This window comes from Mycobacterium sp. NGS63 (assembly GCF_059812295.1).
Map to the genome: position 1 here is coordinate 550477 of NZ_JCALCJ010000001.1, position 18819 is coordinate 569295.

17 protein-coding genes and 2 pseudogenes are annotated in these 18819 nt (G+C 70.6%); 9 read left to right on the top strand and 10 right to left on the bottom strand.

What is annotated here, in order from left to right; all coding sequences use genetic code 11:
- Window positions 1–9: 9 nt before the first annotated feature.
- The 3 genes from AC5Y4Z_RS02435 to AC5Y4Z_RS02445 all read right to left on the bottom strand — a co-directional run bounded on the left by AC5Y4Z_RS02435 (window position 10) and on the right by AC5Y4Z_RS02445 (window position 1876).
- On the bottom strand, window positions 10–684 hold the full coding sequence (locus tag AC5Y4Z_RS02435; RefSeq protein WP_499960653.1) for a methyltransferase family protein: 675 nt from the start codon (window positions 682–684) through the stop codon (window positions 10–12).
- Between the two features lie 167 nt (window positions 685–851).
- Window positions 852–1058 carry a hypothetical protein gene (locus AC5Y4Z_RS02440; RefSeq protein ID WP_499960654.1) on the bottom strand — a complete coding sequence of 69 codons (207 nt, stop codon included), beginning with the start codon at window positions 1056–1058 and terminating at the stop codon, window positions 852–854.
- Window positions 1059–1681: 623 nt separating this feature from the next.
- The gene (locus tag AC5Y4Z_RS02445) at window positions 1682–1876 is read right to left on the bottom strand and encodes a hypothetical protein (protein WP_499960655.1); all 195 of its coding nucleotides are present in this window, start codon (window positions 1874–1876) and stop codon (window positions 1682–1684) included.
- 182 nt (window positions 1877–2058) lie between these two features.
- On the opposite strand from AC5Y4Z_RS02445, the pseudogene AC5Y4Z_RS02450 reads away from it, so the two are divergent.
- The 6 genes and pseudogenes from AC5Y4Z_RS02450 to AC5Y4Z_RS02475 all read left to right on the top strand — a co-directional run.
- Window positions 2059–2280: pseudogene (locus AC5Y4Z_RS02450) on the top strand (PE family protein); the annotation flags it as partial.
- Window positions 2281–2589: 309 nt separating this feature from the next.
- Window positions 2590–3195, top strand: a pseudogene (locus AC5Y4Z_RS02455) (PGRS repeat-containing protein); the annotation flags it as partial.
- 490 nt (window positions 3196–3685) lie between these two features.
- Window positions 3686–5122, top strand: a complete 1437-nt coding sequence (locus tag AC5Y4Z_RS02460; protein WP_499960656.1) for a PE family protein — start codon at window positions 3686–3688, stop codon at window positions 5120–5122.
- Window positions 5123–5170: 48 nt separating this feature from the next.
- A complete protein-coding gene (locus tag AC5Y4Z_RS02465; protein ID WP_499960657.1) occupies window positions 5171–6331 on the top strand; it encodes an 8-amino-7-oxononanoate synthase in 1161 nt (386 codons plus the stop codon).
- Window positions 6328–7002, top strand: coding sequence for a dethiobiotin synthase (gene bioD, locus AC5Y4Z_RS02470; protein WP_499960658.1), 675 nt, complete (start codon window positions 6328–6330; stop codon window positions 7000–7002). Before AC5Y4Z_RS02465 ends, bioD begins: the two co-directional genes overlap by 4 nt.
- Window positions 7002–7508: a 2'-5' RNA ligase family protein gene (locus AC5Y4Z_RS02475; RefSeq protein WP_499960659.1), complete on the top strand. Its 507-nt coding sequence runs from the start codon at window positions 7002–7004 to the stop codon at window positions 7506–7508. Before bioD ends, AC5Y4Z_RS02475 begins: the two co-directional genes overlap by 1 nt.
- A 434-nt stretch (window positions 7509–7942) precedes the next feature.
- Here the strand turns inward: AC5Y4Z_RS02475 and AC5Y4Z_RS02480 are convergent, their stop codons facing one another.
- The 6 genes from AC5Y4Z_RS02480 to AC5Y4Z_RS02505 all read right to left on the bottom strand — a co-directional run bounded on the left by AC5Y4Z_RS02480 (window position 7943) and on the right by AC5Y4Z_RS02505 (window position 15369).
- On the bottom strand, window positions 7943–9370 hold the full coding sequence (locus AC5Y4Z_RS02480) for a mechanosensitive ion channel family protein (protein ID WP_499960660.1): 1428 nt from the start codon (window positions 9368–9370) through the stop codon (window positions 7943–7945).
- Window positions 9367–11436, bottom strand: a complete 2070-nt coding sequence (locus AC5Y4Z_RS02485; protein WP_499960926.1) for an adenylate/guanylate cyclase domain-containing protein — start codon at window positions 11434–11436, stop codon at window positions 9367–9369. The genes AC5Y4Z_RS02480 and AC5Y4Z_RS02485 overlap by 4 nt, the downstream gene beginning before the upstream one ends.
- Window positions 11437–11580: 144 nt before the next feature.
- Window positions 11581–12936 carry a hypothetical protein gene (locus AC5Y4Z_RS02490; RefSeq protein ID WP_499960662.1) on the bottom strand — a complete coding sequence of 452 codons (1356 nt, stop codon included), beginning with the start codon at window positions 12934–12936 and terminating at the stop codon, window positions 11581–11583.
- Complete coding sequence (locus AC5Y4Z_RS02495) at window positions 12933–13286, bottom strand: hypothetical protein (protein WP_499960663.1); 354 nt, start codon at window positions 13284–13286, stop codon at window positions 12933–12935. Before AC5Y4Z_RS02495 ends, AC5Y4Z_RS02490 begins: the two co-directional genes overlap by 4 nt.
- A 1-nt stretch (window position 13287) precedes the next feature.
- The gene (locus tag AC5Y4Z_RS02500; RefSeq protein WP_499960664.1) at window positions 13288–15105 is read right to left on the bottom strand and encodes a hypothetical protein; all 1818 of its coding nucleotides are present in this window, start codon (window positions 15103–15105) and stop codon (window positions 13288–13290) included.
- A gap of 81 nt (window positions 15106–15186) precedes the next feature.
- Window positions 15187–15369: a hypothetical protein gene (locus tag AC5Y4Z_RS02505; protein WP_499960665.1), complete on the bottom strand. Its 183-nt coding sequence runs from the start codon at window positions 15367–15369 to the stop codon at window positions 15187–15189.
- A 145-nt stretch (window positions 15370–15514) separates the two neighbouring features.
- Between AC5Y4Z_RS02505 and bioB the strand changes: the two genes are divergently transcribed.
- Genes bioB through AC5Y4Z_RS02520 form a run of 3 tightly spaced genes read left to right on the top strand, consistent with a single transcriptional unit; the run spans window position 15515 to window position 17455 of the window.
- The gene (bioB, locus tag AC5Y4Z_RS02510) at window positions 15515–16552 is read left to right on the top strand and encodes a biotin synthase BioB (protein ID WP_499960666.1); all 1038 of its coding nucleotides are present in this window, start codon (window positions 15515–15517) and stop codon (window positions 16550–16552) included.
- 13 nt (window positions 16553–16565) lie between these two features.
- Entirely contained in the window at window positions 16566–16802 is a 237-nt protein-coding gene (gene bsaP / locus AC5Y4Z_RS02515; protein ID WP_499960667.1) for a biotin synthase auxiliary protein BsaP, read from the top strand.
- Window positions 16751–17455, top strand: coding sequence for a DUF2567 domain-containing protein (locus tag AC5Y4Z_RS02520; RefSeq protein WP_499960668.1), 705 nt, complete (start codon window positions 16751–16753; stop codon window positions 17453–17455). The genes bsaP and AC5Y4Z_RS02520 overlap by 52 nt, the downstream gene beginning before the upstream one ends.
- On the opposite strand, the gene AC5Y4Z_RS02525 is transcribed toward AC5Y4Z_RS02520, so the two are convergent.
- Window positions 17421–18761: a lipase family protein gene (locus AC5Y4Z_RS02525; RefSeq protein WP_499960669.1), complete on the bottom strand. Its 1341-nt coding sequence runs from the start codon at window positions 18759–18761 to the stop codon at window positions 17421–17423. The two genes, AC5Y4Z_RS02520 and AC5Y4Z_RS02525, sit on opposite strands and share 35 nt — an antisense overlap.
- Window positions 18762–18819: the final 58 nt, after the last annotated feature.

Below are 18819 nucleotides of genomic sequence, written 5' to 3' on the forward strand. Positions count from 1 at the left end.
ACCAGTCGCTCACCACATAGCCGGCACCAGGCGATAGCGAACCTTCTGCGTGTACTCGCGATACCCGTCCAACTCGTTTCGGAGCAGCTTCTCCTCGTCGCGGATGCGCCACGCCAGCACGGTCACGCCGGGCGCGACGAAGACGAGGCCCCAGTAGGAACCGAGCGCGAGGGGGATGCCGATCATCATGATGACGTTGCCGGTGTACATGGGGTGGCGCACCAGCCCGTACAGGCCCGTGGAGACGACCTGCTGGCCCTCCTTGACCCGGACGGTCGCCGCGGCATAGCTGTTCTGAATGATCACGAGCGCCACCACGCCCAACCCGGTGGCCACCAAGACGTCACCGACCAGACAGATCGCCGTCGGAACGGGCGACCATCCGAAGCGATGGTCGAGGGCGCTGACCACGACCATCGCCGCCAGCGACAGGTACAGGCCGGCGATGACGATCTTCTGCGCCAGCCGGGTCTCCGCGGCCGGCCCGCCGCTCATCCGCGCTTGCAGCGCAACGGGATTCGTGCGCAGCAGGTAAATGCTGGGAATCCACGCCGGAACGGCAACCGCCACGAGAAACACCCAGGCCTGCCAGTAATCGAAGGTGCCCGCCGGAACGAACAGCATCGAGCCGAACACCACGAACTCGACAAGCGCGAAGACCAACAGCTTGGGAATGGCTTTCACCGATCCTCCTTCGTCGTCCCGCACCGCGCATCGCGGCGCCGGAAAGCCGCTATTCCCGGCCTATACGGGCGGCGCAGCACTGAAACTACCGTCGCCTACCCCGACGACGTGGGCGAATCCGGCATTTGCCGCGCGCCAGTGGCGCCGCCGCGCATCCGGGCCGGGGCTTACCAGCTGTTCTGGCAGCCGCAGGGTTTGAGGGCGGCTATCGCCGCAAGCACTTGGTTGCCGACCGACCGTTGGTACTCACGCAAGTATTTCACGCGGCGCGGGTCATCCTCTTCGAGGTGGTGCGTGAGGGGATGCTCCGTTGTCCACACCGCGTCCTGCGCCGCCTCGCCCACGGCCGCCTCGAAGTCCTCGTCCTTGTTCATCGTTCCCCCATTACGCACGACGGAGGGTCACCGGCAATTTTAAGATACCAACCTGATTTCACAGCCATTGTTCCCTGTGTGTCAGAATATAATTGTTTTTGCGGGCCCGCGCCTCGGCATCCAGCGTATCCAAGCGAGAGACCTGATGCGTTGAGTCGCAACGGATTTGGGTGGTTGTATTCGCTTTTCCGAATGTGGGCGGTGCGGATAACGAAAATTGTGATTCTCGACGGCGAATTGGCATTCGTGGGGAGGACGTCCGCGGCGACATAGCCGTTTTCAGCAAACTTCGCAATCGAAGGCCGTGCCCGCCGGCGCCACATGAGTAATCATCGGTTCTGCGCGCCCCATGCCGCCGGCGACGTGCCCGCACGGCGGGCCGCGCCGGCGATCCGTGGATAGCGGCATCCGCGCTGGTGGCGCCCAGCAATCCGGCATGCGTGTGGTTCGTTCACGGCCTGCTTTCTTACTCGTCAGTAGGGTAGAAGTTACTCGCTGGTAGGTGCAAATGTCACGCGCCGGCGCCACGTATTTCTCGGTGCGGCCCGACCACGACGGTTCCGGGCCGGAACGGATTGTTTGCCGCGCGACATTCCGCGCGCTTTGCGGTAGGCGCGGAACTGCTATGACGCCATGCGGGGCCGCAGCGTCGTTATCGCCGCGAGCACCTGACGTCCGACCGACTGTTGATAGTCACGCAGGTATTCGGCCCGACGGGGGTCGTCGTCGGACAAGTGATGGGTGAGCGGGTGCTGCGTCCCCCACACCGCGTCCTGAGCCGCCTCACCCAAGGCCACCAGAAATTCGCTCTCGTCCATCGTGTCCCCCAATCGCGCCGGATCTGCATACCCGGAACGGTCCGCTGCGAAACCGGCCCGGGGCGGCGACGAAAATCTGCTAAAACGCAGATATACAGGTGTGCAACAAGATAGTTTTTAGCCACTCGCAAGCGTGACCGTGATGCGGGGCGCCCGCCCGCGACGGTCTTCGGAGGTCAGCAATGTCGTATGTGTTCGTCGCGCCGGACGTGGTGGCGACGGCGGCGGCGAACGTGGCGGCAATCGGCTCGTCGCTCAACGCCGCGCATGCCACGGCGGCCGCGTCGACCACCGCGGTGTCGGCCGCCGCCGGTGACGAGGTGTCGGCGGCGGTCGCGTCGGTGTTTTCCGACGTGGGCAGGCAGTTTCAGGCGCTCAACAACCAGGCGGCGGCGCTGCAAGCCCAGTTCGTGCAGGCGCTGACGGGCTCGGGCGGCGCGTACACGGCCGCCGAGGCGACCAACGCGTCGCCGCTGACCGCGGCGGCGAGCTCGCTGGTATCCGCCGCGGGCGTCCCGTCGCCATTGCAGATCTTGATGAACGCGGTGGCCGAGGCCTCACAGGGATCGCCGCCGCCGCGGACGGAACCGCTGGCGACGGTGATGTACGAGCTCAACCAGACCGGCCTGCGGCTGTTCGGGCAGCCGTTCTTCTTCAACGGTGCCGACGGGACATCGCAGAGCAACCCGAATGGGCAAAACGGCGGCTTGTTCCTGGGCAACGGCGGCAACGGCTGGAACTCCACCGTCGCGGGCGTCAACGGCGGTAACGGCGGGCAGGCCGGGCTCATCGGCACGGGCGGCACCGGCGGGTCGGGTGGCCAGGGCGCGGTCGGCGGCAATGGCGGGGCGGCCATTTGGGTGGGCAACGGCGGGACCGGCGGGGCGGGCTTCATCTCCAATATTTCGGGCGTCCCCGGCGGTAACGGCGGTAACGGCGGGGCCGGCGGACTTTTCTGGGGCATCGGTGGCACGGGCGGGGCCGGCGGGAGCGCGACCGACGCGGCCGGCGGCACCGGCGGGGCCGGCGGCTACACGGGCTTTCTCGGGGGCACGGAATTGGGCATGAGCGTTCCGACCGGCGCCACCGGCGGGGCCGGCGGCGCCAGCGTCAGCGGCGCGGGCGGCACCGGTGGGGCCGGTGGGGCCGGCTTCGGGCTCGGCGGCACCGGCGGGGTCGGCGGCAGCGGCGCCACCGGCGGTGACGGTGGCACGGGCGGCATCGCGTTCAACCTCGGCTGGGGAACCGTCACCGGCGGGGCCGGCGGCGCGGGCGGCGCCGGCACGGTCGGCGTCGGCGGCAACGGCGGCCACGGCGGCAGCGCGTGGATGGGGCCGTTCAACATCGCCGTGGACAACTTCGACGGCCTGCTGACCTATCTCCCGGTCGACTGGGGTACCGCCTACGGCGGCGTCGGCGGCGTGGGCGGCAGCGGCGCGACGGTCGGCGGCGTCGGCGGGACCGGGGGGACCGCGTACAACTTCTTGAGCACCGGAGCCTCCTTCGGCGGCACCGGCGGAACCGGCGGCACCGGTCCCACCGGCGGCAACGGTGGCAACGGAGGCAACGTGTTCGCGACGCTGCCGACCGGCGCCCACGTCGGCAGTGGCGGCGCGGGCGGGACCGGCACCGTCACCAACGGAGGCACCGGCAACCCCGGAAACGTCATCACGCCGTAGCGAGGCCACCGGCGGCCGTGCCGCGATTCCCCGAAACGGAGATCTACACGTGTGCAACAGGATAGGTTTATAGTGCCCTAGTCATGGCCGGCGGAGGGGCGCACACCTCTGCGGTCTCGGGAGGTCAGCAATGTCGTATGTGGTCGTCACGCCGAATGCGTTGACGGCCGCGGCGGCGAACGTGAGCGCGATCAACTCGTCGCTCAGCGCGGCGAATGCGACGTCGGGCCTGCCGTTCGTCTGGGTGCCGGGATCCGCCGGTGACCAGATAACCAAGGCGATGGCCACGCTGTTTTCCGAGGTCGGCCAGGAATTCCAGACGCTCGTCCAGCAGGCCACGGCGGTCGGCAACCAGATCTCGCAGGCGTTGAACCAGGCGGGGGCGGCGTTCCAGGAAGCCGAGGTGCTCGCCACCCAGCTGTTCAATCCGTCGTTGTGGCCGGCCGCGGTGGCCGACGCCTCGGGGGCGTCGCCGCCGCCCAGGACGGACCCGCTCGGCACGGTGATGTACGAGCTGAACCAGACCAGCCAGCGGCTGATCGGGGCGCCGCTTTTCCTCAACGGCGCCGACGGGACATCGCAGACCAACCCGAATGGCCAAAACGGCGGCTTGTTGATGGGCAACGGCGGCAACGGCTGGAACTCCACCGTCGCCGGGGTGAACGGCGGTAACGGCGGGCTGGGCGGGATCCTCGGCAACGGCGGCAACGGCGGGTCCGGCGGCCAGGGCGCGACCGGTGGCAACGGTGGGTCCGCGGTGTGGGTGGGCAACGGCGGGACCGGCGGGGCCGGCTTCATCTCCGGCATCTCGGGCGTAAACGGCGGTAACGGCGGGGCCGGTGGCAACGGCGGCTTCTACTTCGGCAACGGCGGCGCCGGTGGGCCCGGTGGTAGTGCGACCGACGCCACCGGCGGCACCGGCGGGGCCGGCGGCAACGTGGGCTTCCTGGGGGGCGCCGACTTCGGCTTCGGCGTTCCCTCCGGCGGCACCGGCGGGGCCGGCGGGGCCAGCGCCACCGGCACGGGAGGCACCGGTGGGGCCGGCGGGGCCGGCTTCGCGCTCGGCGGCATCGGCGGTGCCGGCGGCACCGGGGCCATCGGCGGTGACGGCGGCGCCGGCGGCGTGGCGTACAACCTGGGGTGGGGAACCGCCGTCGGCGGGGCCGGCGGAATGGGCGGCACCGGCACGGTCGGCGCCGGCGGGAATGGGGGCCACGGCGGCGCCGCGATCATCGGGCCGTACAACTTCGTCGACACGTTCGACGGCCTGTTGCAATACCCCGCTAACTGGGGCACGACGACCGGCGGGGTCGGCGGCGCCGGCGGCAGCGGCGCGACCGTCGGCGGTACCGGCGGGACGGGCGGGACCGCGTACAACTTCATGCCCACCGGGATCGCCTTCGGCGGCACCGGCGGCGTCGGCGGCACCGGTCCGACCGGCGGCACCGGCGGCACCGGCGGCAACGTCTTCGCAATCACCCCGGGCAACGCCAATGTCGGGAGCGGCGGAGCGGGCGGCGCCACCGGCGGGGGGACCGGCGCGTCCGGCTCGGTCATCTCGCCGTAGCGGGTCGCCCCCCGGCGACGCTCGCACGTTCTCGTAGGCTCTAGGTTCATGAACACCCCCCGGCAGGCCCCGACCGGCGTGTCCCCGCTGGCCTGGCTGGACGAGGTGGAACGACAGCGCCGCGAGGCCGGCCTGCGCCGCTCGCTGCGGGCCCGACCGGCCGTCGCCACCGAGCTGGACCTGGCCTCCAACGACTACCTCGGCCTGTCCCAGCACCCCGACGTCATCGACGGCGGCGTGCAGGCGCTGCGCATGTGGGGGGCCGGGTCCACCGGTTCGCGCCTGGTCACCGGGGACACCGAGCTGCACCACGAGTTCGAATCCGAGCTCGCCGAATTCGTCGGCGCCGCCTCGGCCCTGCTGTTCTCGTCGGGCTACACCGCCAACCTCGGGGCCGTCGTCGGCCTGTCCGGCCCCGGCTCCCTGCTGGTGTCCGACGCCCTGTCGCACGCCTCGCTGGTGGACGCCTGCCGGCTGTCGCGCGCCCACGTCGTCGTTGCGCCGCACCGCGACGTCGACGCCGTGGCCGCCGCCCTGTCCTCCCGCGACGAGGAGCGCGCCGTCGTCGTCACCGACTCGGTGTTCAGCGCCGACGGCTCGCTGGCCCCCGTGCGCGAACTGCACGAGGTGTGCCGCCGCCACGGCGCGCTGCTCATCGTCGACGAGGCGCACGGCCTCGGGGTGCGCGGCGGCGGCCGCGGGCTGCTGCACGAGCTCGGCCTCGCGGGCGCGCCCGACATCGTGATGACCACGACGCTGTCCAAGGCGCTCGGCAGTCAGGGCGGTGTGGTGCTGGGACCGGCGCCGGTGCGCGCACACCTGATCGACGCCGCCCGGCCGTTCATCTTCGACACCGGCCTGGCGCCGGCGGCGGTGGGCGCCGCGCGGGCCGCGCTGCAGGTCCTGCGGGCCGAACCCTGGCACGCGGACGCGGTGCTGACGCATGCCCGCTTCCTGGCCGAGGCCTGCGGGGTGCCCGGGCAGCCGCAGTCCGCCGTGGTGTCGGTGATCCTGGGCGATCCGGAGGTGGCGCTGGCCGCCGCGACCGCCTGCCTGGACGCCGGCGTGCGGGTGGGCTGCTTCCGGCCGCCGACCGTGCCCGCCGGGACGTCGCGGCTGCGGCTGTCCGCGCGCGCGTCGCTGGACGCCGCCGACCTGGACATGGCGCGACGCGTGCTGACCGACGTCCTGGTAGCAGCGCGCCGTTGACCATCCTGGTCGTCACGGGGACCGGCACCGGGGTCGGTAAGACCATCGTCACCGCGGCGCTGGCCTGCCACGCTCGCCAGGCCGGCATCGACGTGGCGGTGTGCAAGCCGGTGCAGACCGGCACCGACGCCGGCGACGACGACCTCGCCGAGGTGGCCCGGCTCTCCGGCGTGACCGAATTAGCCGGGCTGGCCCGGTATCCCGAGCCGCTGGCGCCCGCCGCGGCGGCCGCGCGGACGGGGACCCCGCTGCCCACCCGCGATCAGCTGCTGGGTCTCATCGGCGGGCTGGACCGCCCCGCGCGGCTGACCCTCGTCGAGGGCGCCGGGGGGCTGCTCGTCGAACTCGGCGCTTCGGGTGTCACGCTGCGCGACCTCGCCGCCGAGCTGGGCGCGGCGGCGCTGGTCGTGGTGGGCGCGGAGCTGGGCACCCTCAATCACACCGCGCTGACGCTGGAAGCCCTTGCCGCGCAGGGGGTTTCGTGTGCCGGGCTGGTGATCGGCAGCTGGCCGGCCCGGCCCGGGGTGGTGGAGATTGGTAACCGGTCGGCGTTGGCGGCGATGGCTCCGGTGCGGGCCGCGCTGCCCGCCGGGGCGGGATCGCTGGACGACTTCGCGGCCATGAGCGCGGCGGCGTACGACCGCGACTGGGTGACCGCGCTGGTGCGCTGATGGTCCACTCGATCGAGCTGGTCTTCGACCCCGACACCGAGGCGACGATCCGGCGCGTGTGGGCCGACCTTTCCGGTGCCGGGATCCCCAGCCAGGCGCCGGCCAGCCGGCCGCACGTGACCCTGGCCGTCGCCGAGCGGATTGACGCGCGCGTCGACGAGCCGCTGCGGCCCGTCGCTCGGCGGCTGCCGCTGCGCTGCGCGATCGGCGCGCCCGTGCTGTTCGGCCGCGCGAACGTGGTGTTCGCGCGGCTCGTCGTCCCGACCAGCGAGCTGCTGGACCTGCACGCCGAGGTGCACCGGCTGTGCGCTCCTTATTTGGATCCCGGCCCGATGCCCAACAGCCTGCCCGGCCAGTGGACCGCGCACACCACGCTGGCCCGCCGGGTGGGCGGTCACCTGCTGGGGCGGGCGCTGCGGGTCGCGGGCCGCCCCGGGCAGATCGACGGCAGCTTCGCCGGCCTGCGCCGCTGGGACGGCAACAAGAAGGTCGAGTACCTGCTCTAGGTGCCGGGTTGTTCTGGGTGTGAATCGTGGGCGATAAATCTGCGCCCAGATCCCGCCATAGCCTCACACTGAAACCCGGAAGCGGCTGCTCCGGCTGAGGTCCGGGTGTTTGGGTGTGAATCGTTGGCTTTGGTTGTGAATCGTGGGCGATAAATTCGCCCAGATCCCGCCATAGCCTCACACTGAAAGCCGTGGGTTCACACTGAAACCCGGAAGCGGCTGCTCGGCTGCCGTCACGGTGTTTGGGTGTGAATCGTTGGCTTTGGTTGTGAATCGTGGGCGATAAATTCGCCCAGGGCCCGCCATAGCCTCACACTGAAAGCCGTGGGTTCACACTGAATCCCGGAAGCGGCTGCTTGGCTGCCGTCATGGTGTTTGGGTGTGAATCGTTGGCTTTGGTTGTGAATCCAGGGCGAAAGCTGAAAGCCGTCGCCTCACACTGAAACCGGCCCGCGCAGGTCGTCGGCCCGCGCGGCTTCCGTGGCTTCGTGCACCCGGGCGCGCCGCTCGTCGATGCTGCGGCCCAGTTCCTGCAGCAGCAGCGGCTTGCTCATCACCAACTCGACGAGGTGGTCGCGGTCGATCTCCAGCGCGGTGACTTCCTCGACGGCGCGCGCGTCGGCCAGGTTGGGCTGGCGGGTCAGGGCGGTCACGCCGAGGAACGAGCCCTCGTCGAGTTCGCCGGCCGCGACGACGGATCCGTCCCGGGCGACGGCGGCCAGCCGCACGGCGCCCGCGATCACGAACGTCAGCTTCGTCGGTACCCGCCCGGCATGCTCGACGAGCTCGCCAGCCCCGTAGCGGACGATTTTCGCGTGCGGCGCCAACGACTGCTGGTCGGGCGGGCCGAGCCGCAACGCGGGGGCCACCACGGTCCGCAGCGCCTTTTCGATGCGTTCGGGCGTCGAGATGTCGTCGGCGGTGCCGTCGAGGTGCAGCCCCTCGCGCCGCGCGGCATACCAGAGCCAGCGCAGGAAATCGGCCTGCGCGGCGGCATCGTCGGCGGGCGAGCGCAACCCGACCGTGACGCGATACTCGGCACCGCCGGCGGGTGCCGACACCGCCGCGGCGTCGGCCCGGCGCTGCGGCAGCGCGTCGGCGACCCGCTCCAAAAGGGCGCACACCCGGTCGGGCGGGTCGGTCTCGGAAAACGTTGTGGTGAGCGACAATCGGTGCCCGCCGGGCGGGCGGCTGAGGTTGGTGAACGACGTGGTCGCCAGCACCGAGTTCGGGGTGATCTGCAGCCCGTGGCCCGTCTCGATGTGGACCGAACGCCAGTTCGCCTCCACGATCCGGCCCCGGGCCGCCGCGGTGTCCAGCCAGTCGCCGATGCGAAACGGCTGCTCGAACAACATGAACAGCCCCGACACGATCTGCCCGACGGAGTTTTGCAGCATGAGGCCGATGACCACCGAGGTCACCCCCAGCGCGGTGAACAGACCGCCGACGCGCACGCCCCAGACGTAGGAGAAGATGGCCGCGAGGCCGGCACCGATCAGCAAGAACCGGGTCACGTCGAGGAAGATGCCCGGGACCCGCCGGCGCCAGGATCCCTGTGGTGCCCGCTCGAACATGGTCGCGTTGAGCCCCGACAGCACCAGCACCAGCACCACGAAGCCGAACGCCGTCGCGAGCATGCGCACCGACGTGAACTGCGCGGGCATCCTCGCCACGTTCACCAGCAGCGCCAGCAGGGCGCCCAGCGGGATGAGATAGTTGCGCAGCAGCACGACCGGCCGCGCCAGCGGGCTGCGCCGGCGGACCAGGCTGTGGTGCCACTCGGTGACGGCGATCAGCAGCAGCGGCAGGCCGAACACCAGGCCGGCCGCCCAGTAAAGCGTCGACGCGTCAAGGGTTTTCACGTGGTTCCCTCTGCCAGCCGCCAGATCTGCTGTTCGGTGCCGGCGACGGTGATGGTGCCCGCCGGCGTGAAATCGCGGACGTCGCGCATGGCCTCGTACACCTGCGCCGTGACGTACACCCCGGGCTGCCCGGATTGCATTGTGCTGGAACGCATCTGGTGGGCCAGGTTGACGGCCGCGCCCCACATGTCGTAGACGATGCTGGACCGCCCCACCAACCCGCTGATCACGTTGCCGGTGTTGATGCCGGCCCGCAGGGTCAGGTGGTAGCCCGTCCTGGCGTTGAACCGCGCGAGGATGCCCTGCATCTCGACGGCGAATTCGACGGTGCGGTGGACGCTGTCGAGACGGGGAACGTTCAGGCCGCAGCTGGCCAGGTAGCCGTTGTGCAGCGTGCGGATCGGCTCGACGCCCAAAGATTCGGCAGCGGAGTCGACCTCGCGGATCAGCTCGTCGACCATCCCGACCAGTTCCCGCCCCGGCAGCGCGCTGGAAATCTCGTCGAGGCCCACCATGTCGGCGAAGATGACGGTGACGTCCTGGTGCTCCAGGGCGATGGTGTGCTCGCCCTCGCGGTAGCGTTCCGCGACCGGCTCGGGCATCAAAGACCCGAGCAGCCGGTCGTTTTCCTTGCGTTGTTCGGTCAGCAGCTCCTCTTTGATCTGCAGGTTGCGACTCATGTCGTTGAAGGCGGCGGTGAGCTCCCCGATCTCGTCGCGGGAGGTGACCGGGATGGTCACGTCGTAGTTGCCCGCGCTGATCTCCTGGGTGCCGGCCTGCAGCCGCCGGATGGGCCGCACGAACATCTGAGCGACCAGCAGCGCGGCCACGCAGATGACGAAAACCATTGCCGCGGTGGTGATGACGAGTGTCTGGGTCAGTGACACCACCCGCGCGTTGGCCTCGGCTGTTTCCCTGGTCGCCACGATCGACCAGTGCAGGTCGGAATTGGGTACGGACAGCGGGGCGTAGGCCACCAGCTCCCGACGGCCGAGATAGCTGGTGTCGGTCATGGTTCCGGTCTCGCCGCGTTCTGCGGCGTGGACGGCGGCGGTGGCGACGGGCTGGACCAGCGTGGTGCCGCCGAACCGGATCGCCGCGTCGGCGGTGTCGGACCGGGTGCCCGCGGCCACGGCCTCGCTCTTGTATCGCTGTGGGTCTTCGAGGAACAACCGCGAATCCGATCGCATCAGGTTGTCCGGGCCGGCCAGATAGGTCTCGGCGGTCTGGCCCATCCCGGCGCGCTCCCACTGCTTGTTTGCGGTCATGACCCGATTCACCTTCGCGATCGGCAGCGGCAGCGCCAGCACCCCCGTCGGCCTGCCCGGCGGACCGATCGGGGCGACCAGCCAGGCGGTGGGCGCACCGAGTGCCGGCTGATAGGCCTGAAAGTCGGTGATCCACACGAAATTCAGCGAGTTCGCGGCCATCGCCTTCTCGTAGGCTTCGCGCAGGTTGGATTGGCGGTACGGGCCGGTGAGGATGTTGGTGCCGAGCGACGCGCCCTTGCGCACGCTGTACACGACGTTGCCGCGGGTATCGAGCAGCAGCGCGTCCCGGTATTCGAAGCGGGTCGCGATCTCGCGAAAGTAGTCGTTGAAGCGGACATTGGCGGCCGACCACGTGCTGCCGTCGCCGGCGTCGTCGGGTGCGGATCCCGCCGCGACGGTGTAGTGCGCCTGCAGGTATCGCTGCGCGTTGCTGCTGGGCAGCACGGCGTCCAGGGCCAGCTGCGTGCCGGTGGCGCGCTCGATCGGCTTGATCAGCCGCTCGTTGTAGAAGTTCACCAGCGCCTGCTGTTGCCCGGGGTCCACCGGCGCGTTGGCCAGTTGGTCAAACCCGCTCGTGAACGCCTGCACCGCGTCGGCGGCGGTGGACCCGCGGCTGTAGATGACCAGCGAATCCGACAGGTCCGAGAACAGCGTCTCGACGGCCCGTTTCTGCGCCTCGCGCAGCGAGGTCATGCGCTCGGCCGCGGCGGGTTGCAGCGCGTTGCGGGCCGCGACGTACTCGACCACCCCGATCACGCCCAGCGACGCGAGGCTGGACACCAGCAGCATCACCATGACCTTGGACTGAATGCTGATCGCCGACAGAGTGCGCGGGCGTCGCCACCTCAATCGACTTCGCACGCCCGCACGCCTACCCCACGGCGAGCAAATACAAACCGCCGCAGGTCCCGCCGACGGGCAGTGTGAGCTAACGGCGGCCTAGCCCCCGAACAGCAAATACAGACCGGTGAACGTGTAGCCGACCATGACCAGCATCATCGTGAGCTGGCCGGTGAGCTGATGGCCCGCGGGCAGCAGGCGCAGCGCCTTGTCGTGGGCGGCGATCACCGCCACGATGTGCCCGGTGACGACGCACGCCACCTTGATTCCGGCCAGCACCGGCGGATGCATGGACAACACGTAGGCCACGTGTAAGTGGGCCAGCCCCAGCAGGTTCCAGCCGCGGCCGAACGGGTCGGCCAGCGCGAAGACGGCTTGCTGCCCGCGCTCGACGAGATAGGTCAGGTAGTGCGCGAAGATGTAGCCCACCACGATCGGGATCAACGAATGCGCCATCTGGCCGGGCAGCGCGCGGCGTTGCTCGCGATCCACGCCGCCGGTGGCGCGTGCGGCCAGCGAAAACGTCACGGCCACAACCGAAATGAACACGAGCAGCCCCACGGTTCGCAGCGCCGACGACGACACCGTCGCCGGGAGGCCGAGGCCGCGCGAAACCCCGTCGGCGAAGTTGCGCCACGTCGCCGACGACGAGAAGCTGTCGAACGCCGTCGACCCCAGCAGCACCGCCAGCGTCACCACCACGCCGGGCCGCACCGGCAGCGACGGCAGGTGGTCGAAAGGGTTGCCGACGACGACCTGCCCGGTGACGGCGTTGCGGCGAAACGGCGACAGCCGCGACACCGCCATGCTGTACACGCCGAACGGGTCGGCCCGGGCCAAAAACCGCTGCCCGCACAGCCACGCGCCCACCAGCATGACCACGCCATAGGTCAGCAGCCACGCCATGACCCACGCCAGCGCCGCCGGGTTCGGGCTGGCCAGCTCCATCCAGACGAACGCGAACAAACCGACCGCGGCCGGACGGTACCCCCAGCTTTCGGGATACGACCGGCGCGCCCGGCCCGGCAGCCAACGCCTCAGCAGCACGTACACCGTGCGCATCGGCGACAGCACCCGCCAGACCGGCCCGAACGCCAGCGACAGCGCCACCAGCCCCACCCACAGCAACACGTAGAACACCCCGAGCAGCGCGTTCGAGTCCGACTGCGGCCCCCACACCCCGGCCGCCACCACCCACGCCGCGAACGCCAGCGCCAGCCCCGCGGCCGCCCACCGGGTCACCCGCGCGTCGACCAGCGCCGTCACCACCATCGGCAGCGGGCGCCCGGGCTTGTCCGGGTCAAACCGCGGCCGGCGCCACGCAAACGCGACCAGCGCGAAGGTGAACGTCAGCGCCCACGCCGCGCCGACCATCGCGTACAGGTAGGGGACCGGAAGGTCGCCCGAGCCGCCCAGGCCGTGCGCGAGCACCACCGTCGCGCGCTCGGCGCTCACGGCTGGACTTGGATCGTCGCGATCGTGCGGTCCAGGTGGTGCAGCTCGACCTCGACGTTGCCCGGCACGTCGACGCTGAACTGGAACGTTTGGTTGGGCGCGGCCGCGACCTGGAACTTGTGATCGGGCGTCGAGTGCACGTGCAGCTCGTCGGTGGCGTCGCTACTGACCCGCAGGGTGATCGGCTGGTGCACCCTGGCCTGCAGGACGGCGTTGGTCGGGGTCACCTGTCCCTTGGCGATGGCGACGTCGACGACCAGGCCCGTGGCGGGGGACTCCGGCGCACCGCCGCACCCGACCAGGGCCCACAACAGCGCCGCCACCCACACGCCGAGGGCGCCACGAACCACGTCAGGCCGCCCGGGGCATCGGCTGCTTGTCCTCCACCGGCTCCGGCGCGGTCTCGGCGTTGTTGAGCCGGCCGGCGCCCCACGTCAGCGCGGCGATCACCATCAGCGTCAGGACCAGCACGACGATCGAGCCGGCGGTGAACAGCCAGACCGGCGCGTTCTGGTCGCGCTCGCGCTGCAGGATCGTGATCTCCTGGACGAACGGCCGCGTGCTGGACGCCAGCGCGGGCACCTCGGGCGCCGGGATGGCGTCGTCGGCCGGCTCGTAGATCGGCACGGCCGTCATCGTGTAGCCGTCCTGGACCCGCAGCAGGGTCTTCCACGATCCCCACACCGGGACCGGCTGGGTGGACCGGAAGTGCCCGGGCCCGACCTTCGCCAGCCGGTCGATCACCAGGCCGCGGTCGTTCTCCATCCGGCCCTGCCACGACAGGATCGTCAGCCACTCCGGGTGGTCGCTGACCATCGTCGGCGGTGTGAGCAGCACGTCCGCGGTCACCATGCGCTTGCCCGCGGGGCTGGGCTGGTCGGTCAGCGTGATGGTGGCGGTGTCCTGGCGCGGCACGACGATGTGCAGCCCGTTGGCCACCGCGCCGCCGATCACCACGACGGTCAGCGCGACGAGGGAGATGCCGACCTTCCGGCCGGGCAGGCGCTGCCCGGTGAGCACCATGCCGAAAAGCGCCCCGCAGATGCCGGTCAGCACCGCCACGGGCACGGCCATGGCCAGCGCCTCGCCCCACATCTTCACCGGCCAGGGGTAGTGGTACACCGCCCCGATCCACAGCGACTCCAGCCACAGCCCGACGGTGGCCACGAGCAGGCCGGAGACGGCGCCAAAGGCGATGGGGCGCTTGAGCAATGGCGTCAGCGCCACCAGCTCGACGACCACCGCGGGCCCCAGGTACAGGGGGAACCAGTTGATCGGCGCGCCCAGAATGGGCCCGACGAGCAGCGCGACCCCGCCGCGCAGCGCGATGGCGAACAGGGCGGCGATGATCGCGGCCCCGCGCCCCAGGGTCACGCGGGCGGCGACGGCGGCCAGCGCGGACGCCGCGGCGATCATCATCGGCTGCAGCACCAGGCGGAACTGTTCGACGCCGAAGTCGTATTCGATCTGATACACCGACAGCCCGATGAACATGCCGCCGAAGGACAGGTAGCGCAGGAACGTGATGAACGCGCCCTGGGCCGCCTCGATGGGCTGCTGCGACTCACCCTCACGCTCGAGCATCAGCACCGCGAACAGCGAGAAGCCCGCGCCGCCGATCATCATCAAATGCGTTGGGCCCCAAAGCGTCACGTCCTGGCCGAAGATGCGGTGCCAGATGTCGTCGAGCGGGAAGCCGATCATCGCGTACAGCCCGCAGCCGGCCATCAGCACGCCGCCCACCGGGGCGTGCCAGTTCTGCGTGATGCGCACCGCCGCCGGGCCGGGCTTCTCGAACGGCAGCACCACCGCCAGCATGCCGCCGACGAAGATGCCGAACAGGCCGATGATGATGAAGTAGTGCGCCGGGTTGGCCAGCGGGCCGGGGTCGCGTCCGTTGCCGATGTGCCAGCTGACGTCCCAGATGAACCCGAACAGCGCGCAGATGATCGAGGTGGTGAACACCAGCACGGGCAGGGCCACCCAGTTGGGCCGGTGGAACTTCTCGCCCATCTTGTCGGCGACCCGGGTCAGCCAGCTGATCCGGCGGGTGCGATGGGCGTGCCCGACCCACAGCATGAGCGCCGCGATCACCACCGCCGCGATCGACAGGCCGATCACCTGGTTCAGCCCGGCGCCGCGCGCCGGTGCTTCGGCAACGAACGTCATCGTCAAAACCCTCCCAACCCACGCGCTCCAGCGAGATGTGATCGATCTCGCAGCAACCGGAATGCCCCGATCGCGGCGACGTCAATCACGCTTTTCCCCGGCCGCGTCGTCCCGCCCGCCGGCCTCGCCGGGTTTGCCGCGGTTGCGGCGGTCTTTCAGCGCGACGTAGAGGATCACGGCGACGACGAGGATGGCCGGCAGGAACGCCGGGACCGCCAGCAGCAGCATGTGGTGGCCCAGGTATTCGACGTGCGGATCAGTCATTGTCGTGGCATACCCCGGCGGGCTCCCTTTCCCGAGGCCGTTACCCTTCTTTGGACACCGATTTGTTCAGGCTGCCACGACCGCGTGGCGGGTGCGGCTGCGACGCGCACGCACGAACACGCACAAACATGCAGGGGAGTACCTGGTGACTCAAGCGGCAACCCGGCCGACGACCGACGCCGACACGAACGACGACATTCTTGCCGTGGCGCGCCAACAGGTGCTGGAGCGTGGCGAGGGGTTGACCAAGGACCAGGTGCTGCGGGTCCTGCAGCTGCCCGACGACCGGCTCGACGAGCTGCTGGCGCTGGCCCACGAGGTGCGGATGCGTTGGTGCGGCCCCGAGGTCGAGGTCGAGGGCATCATCAGCCTCAAGACCGGCGGCTGCCCCGAGGACTGCCACTTCTGCTCGCAGTCGGGCCTGTTCTCGTCGCCGGTGCGCAGCGCCCGCCTGGACATCCCCAGCCTGGTCGAGGCGGCCAAGCAGACCGCCAAGTCCGGTGCCACCGAGTTCTGCATCGTGGCCGCCGTGCGCGGGCCCGACGAGCGGCTGATGGCGCAGGTCGCGGCCGGCATCGAGGCGATCCGCGACGAGGTCGACATCAACATCGCCTGCTCGCTGGGCATGCTGAGCGCTGAGCAGGTGCAACAGCTCGCGGCGATGGGCGTGCACCGCTACAACCACAACCTCGAGACCGCCCGCTCGTTCTTCACCAACGTCGTCACCACCCACACGTGGGAGGAGCGCTGGGAGACGCTGTCGATGGTGCGCGACGCCGGCATGGAGGTGTGCTGCGGCGGCATCCTCGGCATGGGCGAAACCCTCGAACAGCGCGCCGAATTCGCCGCCGAGCTCGCCGAGCTGGCCCCCGACGAGGTGCCGCTGAACTTCCTCAACCCCCGGCCCGGCACCCCGTTCGGCGACCTGGAGGTGCTGCCGGTCAGCGAGGCGCTGAAGTCGGTCGGCGCGTTCCGGCTGGCCCTGCCGCGCGTCATGCTGCGGTTCGCCGGCGGCCGCGAGATCACGCTGGGCGACCTGGGCGCCAAGCAGGGCATCCTGGGCGGCATCAACGCGGTGATCGTCGGGAACTACCTGACCACGCTGGGTCGCCCCGCCGAGGCGGACCTCGAGCTGCTCGAGAACCTGCAGATGCCGCTCAAGGCGCTCAACGCCAGCTTGTAAGAGACTGGGAGCCGTGGCCGACAAGCTGGGCGATCTGGGCGCTCCCGTCAGCGCGGGCGTCTACAACGTCTACACCGGGGAATTGGGGGGCACCGCGATGCCGACCGCCGCCCAGCTGGGTCTCGAGCCGCCCCGCTTCTGCGCGGAATGCGGGCGCCGGATGGTGGTCCAGGTACGCCCGGACGGCTGGCGGGCGCGGTGCTCGCGGCACGGCGAGGTGGACTCGGCCGACCTGGAGCCCCAACGGTGACGGGCGTGTCCCGCCAGGCGCGGCTGCGCGCGGTCGCGATCGCGGCGCTGGGCACGACGGTGGCGGGCGTGCTGCTCGGCGGGCTGTGGGCGTGGATCGCCCCGCCGATCCACGCCGTGGTGGCGATGACGCACGCCGGCGAGCGCGTCCACGACTATCTCGGCAACGAGTCCGAGCACTTCTTCGACGCGCCCTGTCTGATGCTGGGCCTGTTGACGGTGCTGGCGGTGGTCGGCACGGTGCTGGTGTGGCAGTGGCGCGAGCACCGCGGTCCGGCGATGGTCCTCGCGCTGTCGGCGGGCATGGCCGCCGCCGCGGCCGCCGCGGCGGCGACGGGCGCGGCGGCGGTCCGAATCGCTTACGGCGCAGTGGATTTCGACGCGGTGCCGCTGTCGGGCAAACCCGCGGTCGCCTATCTCGTGCAGGCGCCGCCGGTGTTCTTCTCCCAGGCGCCGCTGCAGCTGGTGCTGACCCTCGTCTGGCCCGTCGGCATCTCGGCGCTGGTGTACGCCCTGATCGCGGCGGCCGACGCCCGCGACGACCTGGGGGGCCTGCCGGTCGCCGGTGCGTCCGACGCGCAGGCGACGGAGCCCGAGGAGGCCGCCGTGTCGTCGGGGGCTACAGCGGACGACGCGGGATCTTCCGGCCGGTAACCACCTTGGCGGCGATCTTGACCAGCCGCGCCATGCCGACATAGGTCATCGGGTTGAACATCGTCGGCCACGTGGTCCGGATCAGGTGCTCGCTCAGTGGCCGCCCGGCGAACCGGTCGGTGAGCCAGCGCAACGTCATCGGCGCGGACAGCGGGTGCAGGCACAGGTGCTCGTTGAACGCGTCGCGGTGGTAGGTGACGCTGGCGCCCCCGGCGGTGTAGGCGTCGGCCAGCGCGTCGATGTCGTGCACGTCGATCAGGTAGTCGTGCACGGCCTGCACGATCAGCACCGGCGGCGTCGGCACCGCGGCGCCCAGCTTGATCGCGTCGAAGACCTGCGTGACCTCGGGCGTGGACAGGATGTCCTCGAGCGGCTCGTCGAGGTAGTCGCCCATGTTCTTGCCGGCCATCCGCAGGACGGCCTCGACGGTGGTCATGTCCTCGAGCGCGTCGAGCAGGGCGCGGCCCTCCTCGTTGGTGTGCTCCCTGATCACCCGGTCCAGGTCGGGGTAGATGTGCGAGAGCGCCGCGACCACCAGCGCGGGCAGGCCGGCCAGGAAGCTCCCGTTGAGCCGGCGGAAGGTGTGGCCGAGGTCGCCCACCGGGGAGCCCAGCACGGCCCCGACGACGTCCAGGTCGGGGGCGTAGTCGGCGCAGATCTCGGCGGCCCACGCGCTGGCCAGGCCGCCGCCGGAATAGCCCCACAGCCCGATCGGCGCCGTCGGCGACAGCGCGAGGCGTTCGCAGTTCAGCGCGGCCCGGACGCCGTCCAGGACGCGGTAGCCGGGCTCATAGGGCGCGCCCCACGAGCCGTGGATGCCCTCGTGGTCAGGCACCGACACCGCCCAGCCCTCGGCGACGGCGGCGCTGATCAGCAGGAACTCCAGCTGGCTCAGCGAGCCCAGCGCCTTGGCCCGGCGCCGCAGCGCGTACGACGGGAAGCAGCGCGACGTCATGGCGTCGATCGCGCACTGGTACGACAGCACCGGGCAGGACTGCCCCGGCGCGCGCCCGGCCGGGGCGATCACGGTGGTCACCGTGGCCTCGGGGGCGCCGTTCATGTCCATCGTGCGGTACAGCAGCTGCACGGCGGTGACGGACTGCGGGATCAGGCCCAGAAACGCCAGCTCCACCTCGCGGGAGCGCAGCACCGTGCCGGGCTCGGCGTGCTGGTAGCCGGGCGGCGGCTGGTAGAACGGGTCGTCCGAGGGCAGCAGCGGACGCACCTTGCGCTGCAGTTCTTCGTGGGGAGGGCGTCCGATCCATTGCGCGCCGTGTGCCCCCGCGAGATTGCCGAGCTCAACCATTCAGGATCCCTTCTTGGCCACCCGGCATTCTCGCGCATGAACGGGCGGTAGCCAAAAC

Excerpts from the sequence above, each read along its gene's own strand:
- AC5Y4Z_RS02525 (WP_499960669.1), bottom strand. The coding sequence starts at position 18,761 with ATGGTTGAGCTCGGCAATCTCGCGGGGGCACACGGCGCGCAATGGATC.
- AC5Y4Z_RS02465 (WP_499960657.1), top strand. The coding sequence starts at position 5,171 with ATGAACACCCCCCGGCAGGCCCCGACCGGCGTGTCCCCGCTGGCCTGG.
- AC5Y4Z_RS02445 (WP_499960655.1), bottom strand. The coding sequence starts at position 1,876 with ATGGACGAGAGCGAATTTCTGGTGGCCTTGGGTGAGGCGGCTCAGGAC.
- AC5Y4Z_RS02460 (WP_499960656.1), top strand. The coding sequence starts at position 3,686 with ATGTCGTATGTGGTCGTCACGCCGAATGCGTTGACGGCCGCGGCGGCG.
- AC5Y4Z_RS02440 (WP_499960654.1), bottom strand. The coding sequence starts at position 1,058 with ATGAACAAGGACGAGGACTTCGAGGCGGCCGTGGGCGAGGCGGCGCAG.
- AC5Y4Z_RS02475 (WP_499960659.1), top strand. The coding sequence starts at position 7,002 with ATGGTCCACTCGATCGAGCTGGTCTTCGACCCCGACACCGAGGCGACG.
- AC5Y4Z_RS02500 (WP_499960664.1), bottom strand. The coding sequence starts at position 15,105 with ATGACGTTCGTTGCCGAAGCACCGGCGCGCGGCGCCGGGCTGAACCAG.
- AC5Y4Z_RS02485 (WP_499960926.1), bottom strand. The coding sequence starts at position 11,436 with ATGGTGATGCTGCTGGTGTCCAGCCTCGCGTCGCTGGGCGTGATCGGG.
- AC5Y4Z_RS02505 (WP_499960665.1), bottom strand. The coding sequence starts at position 15,369 with ATGACTGATCCGCACGTCGAATACCTGGGCCACCACATGCTGCTGCTG.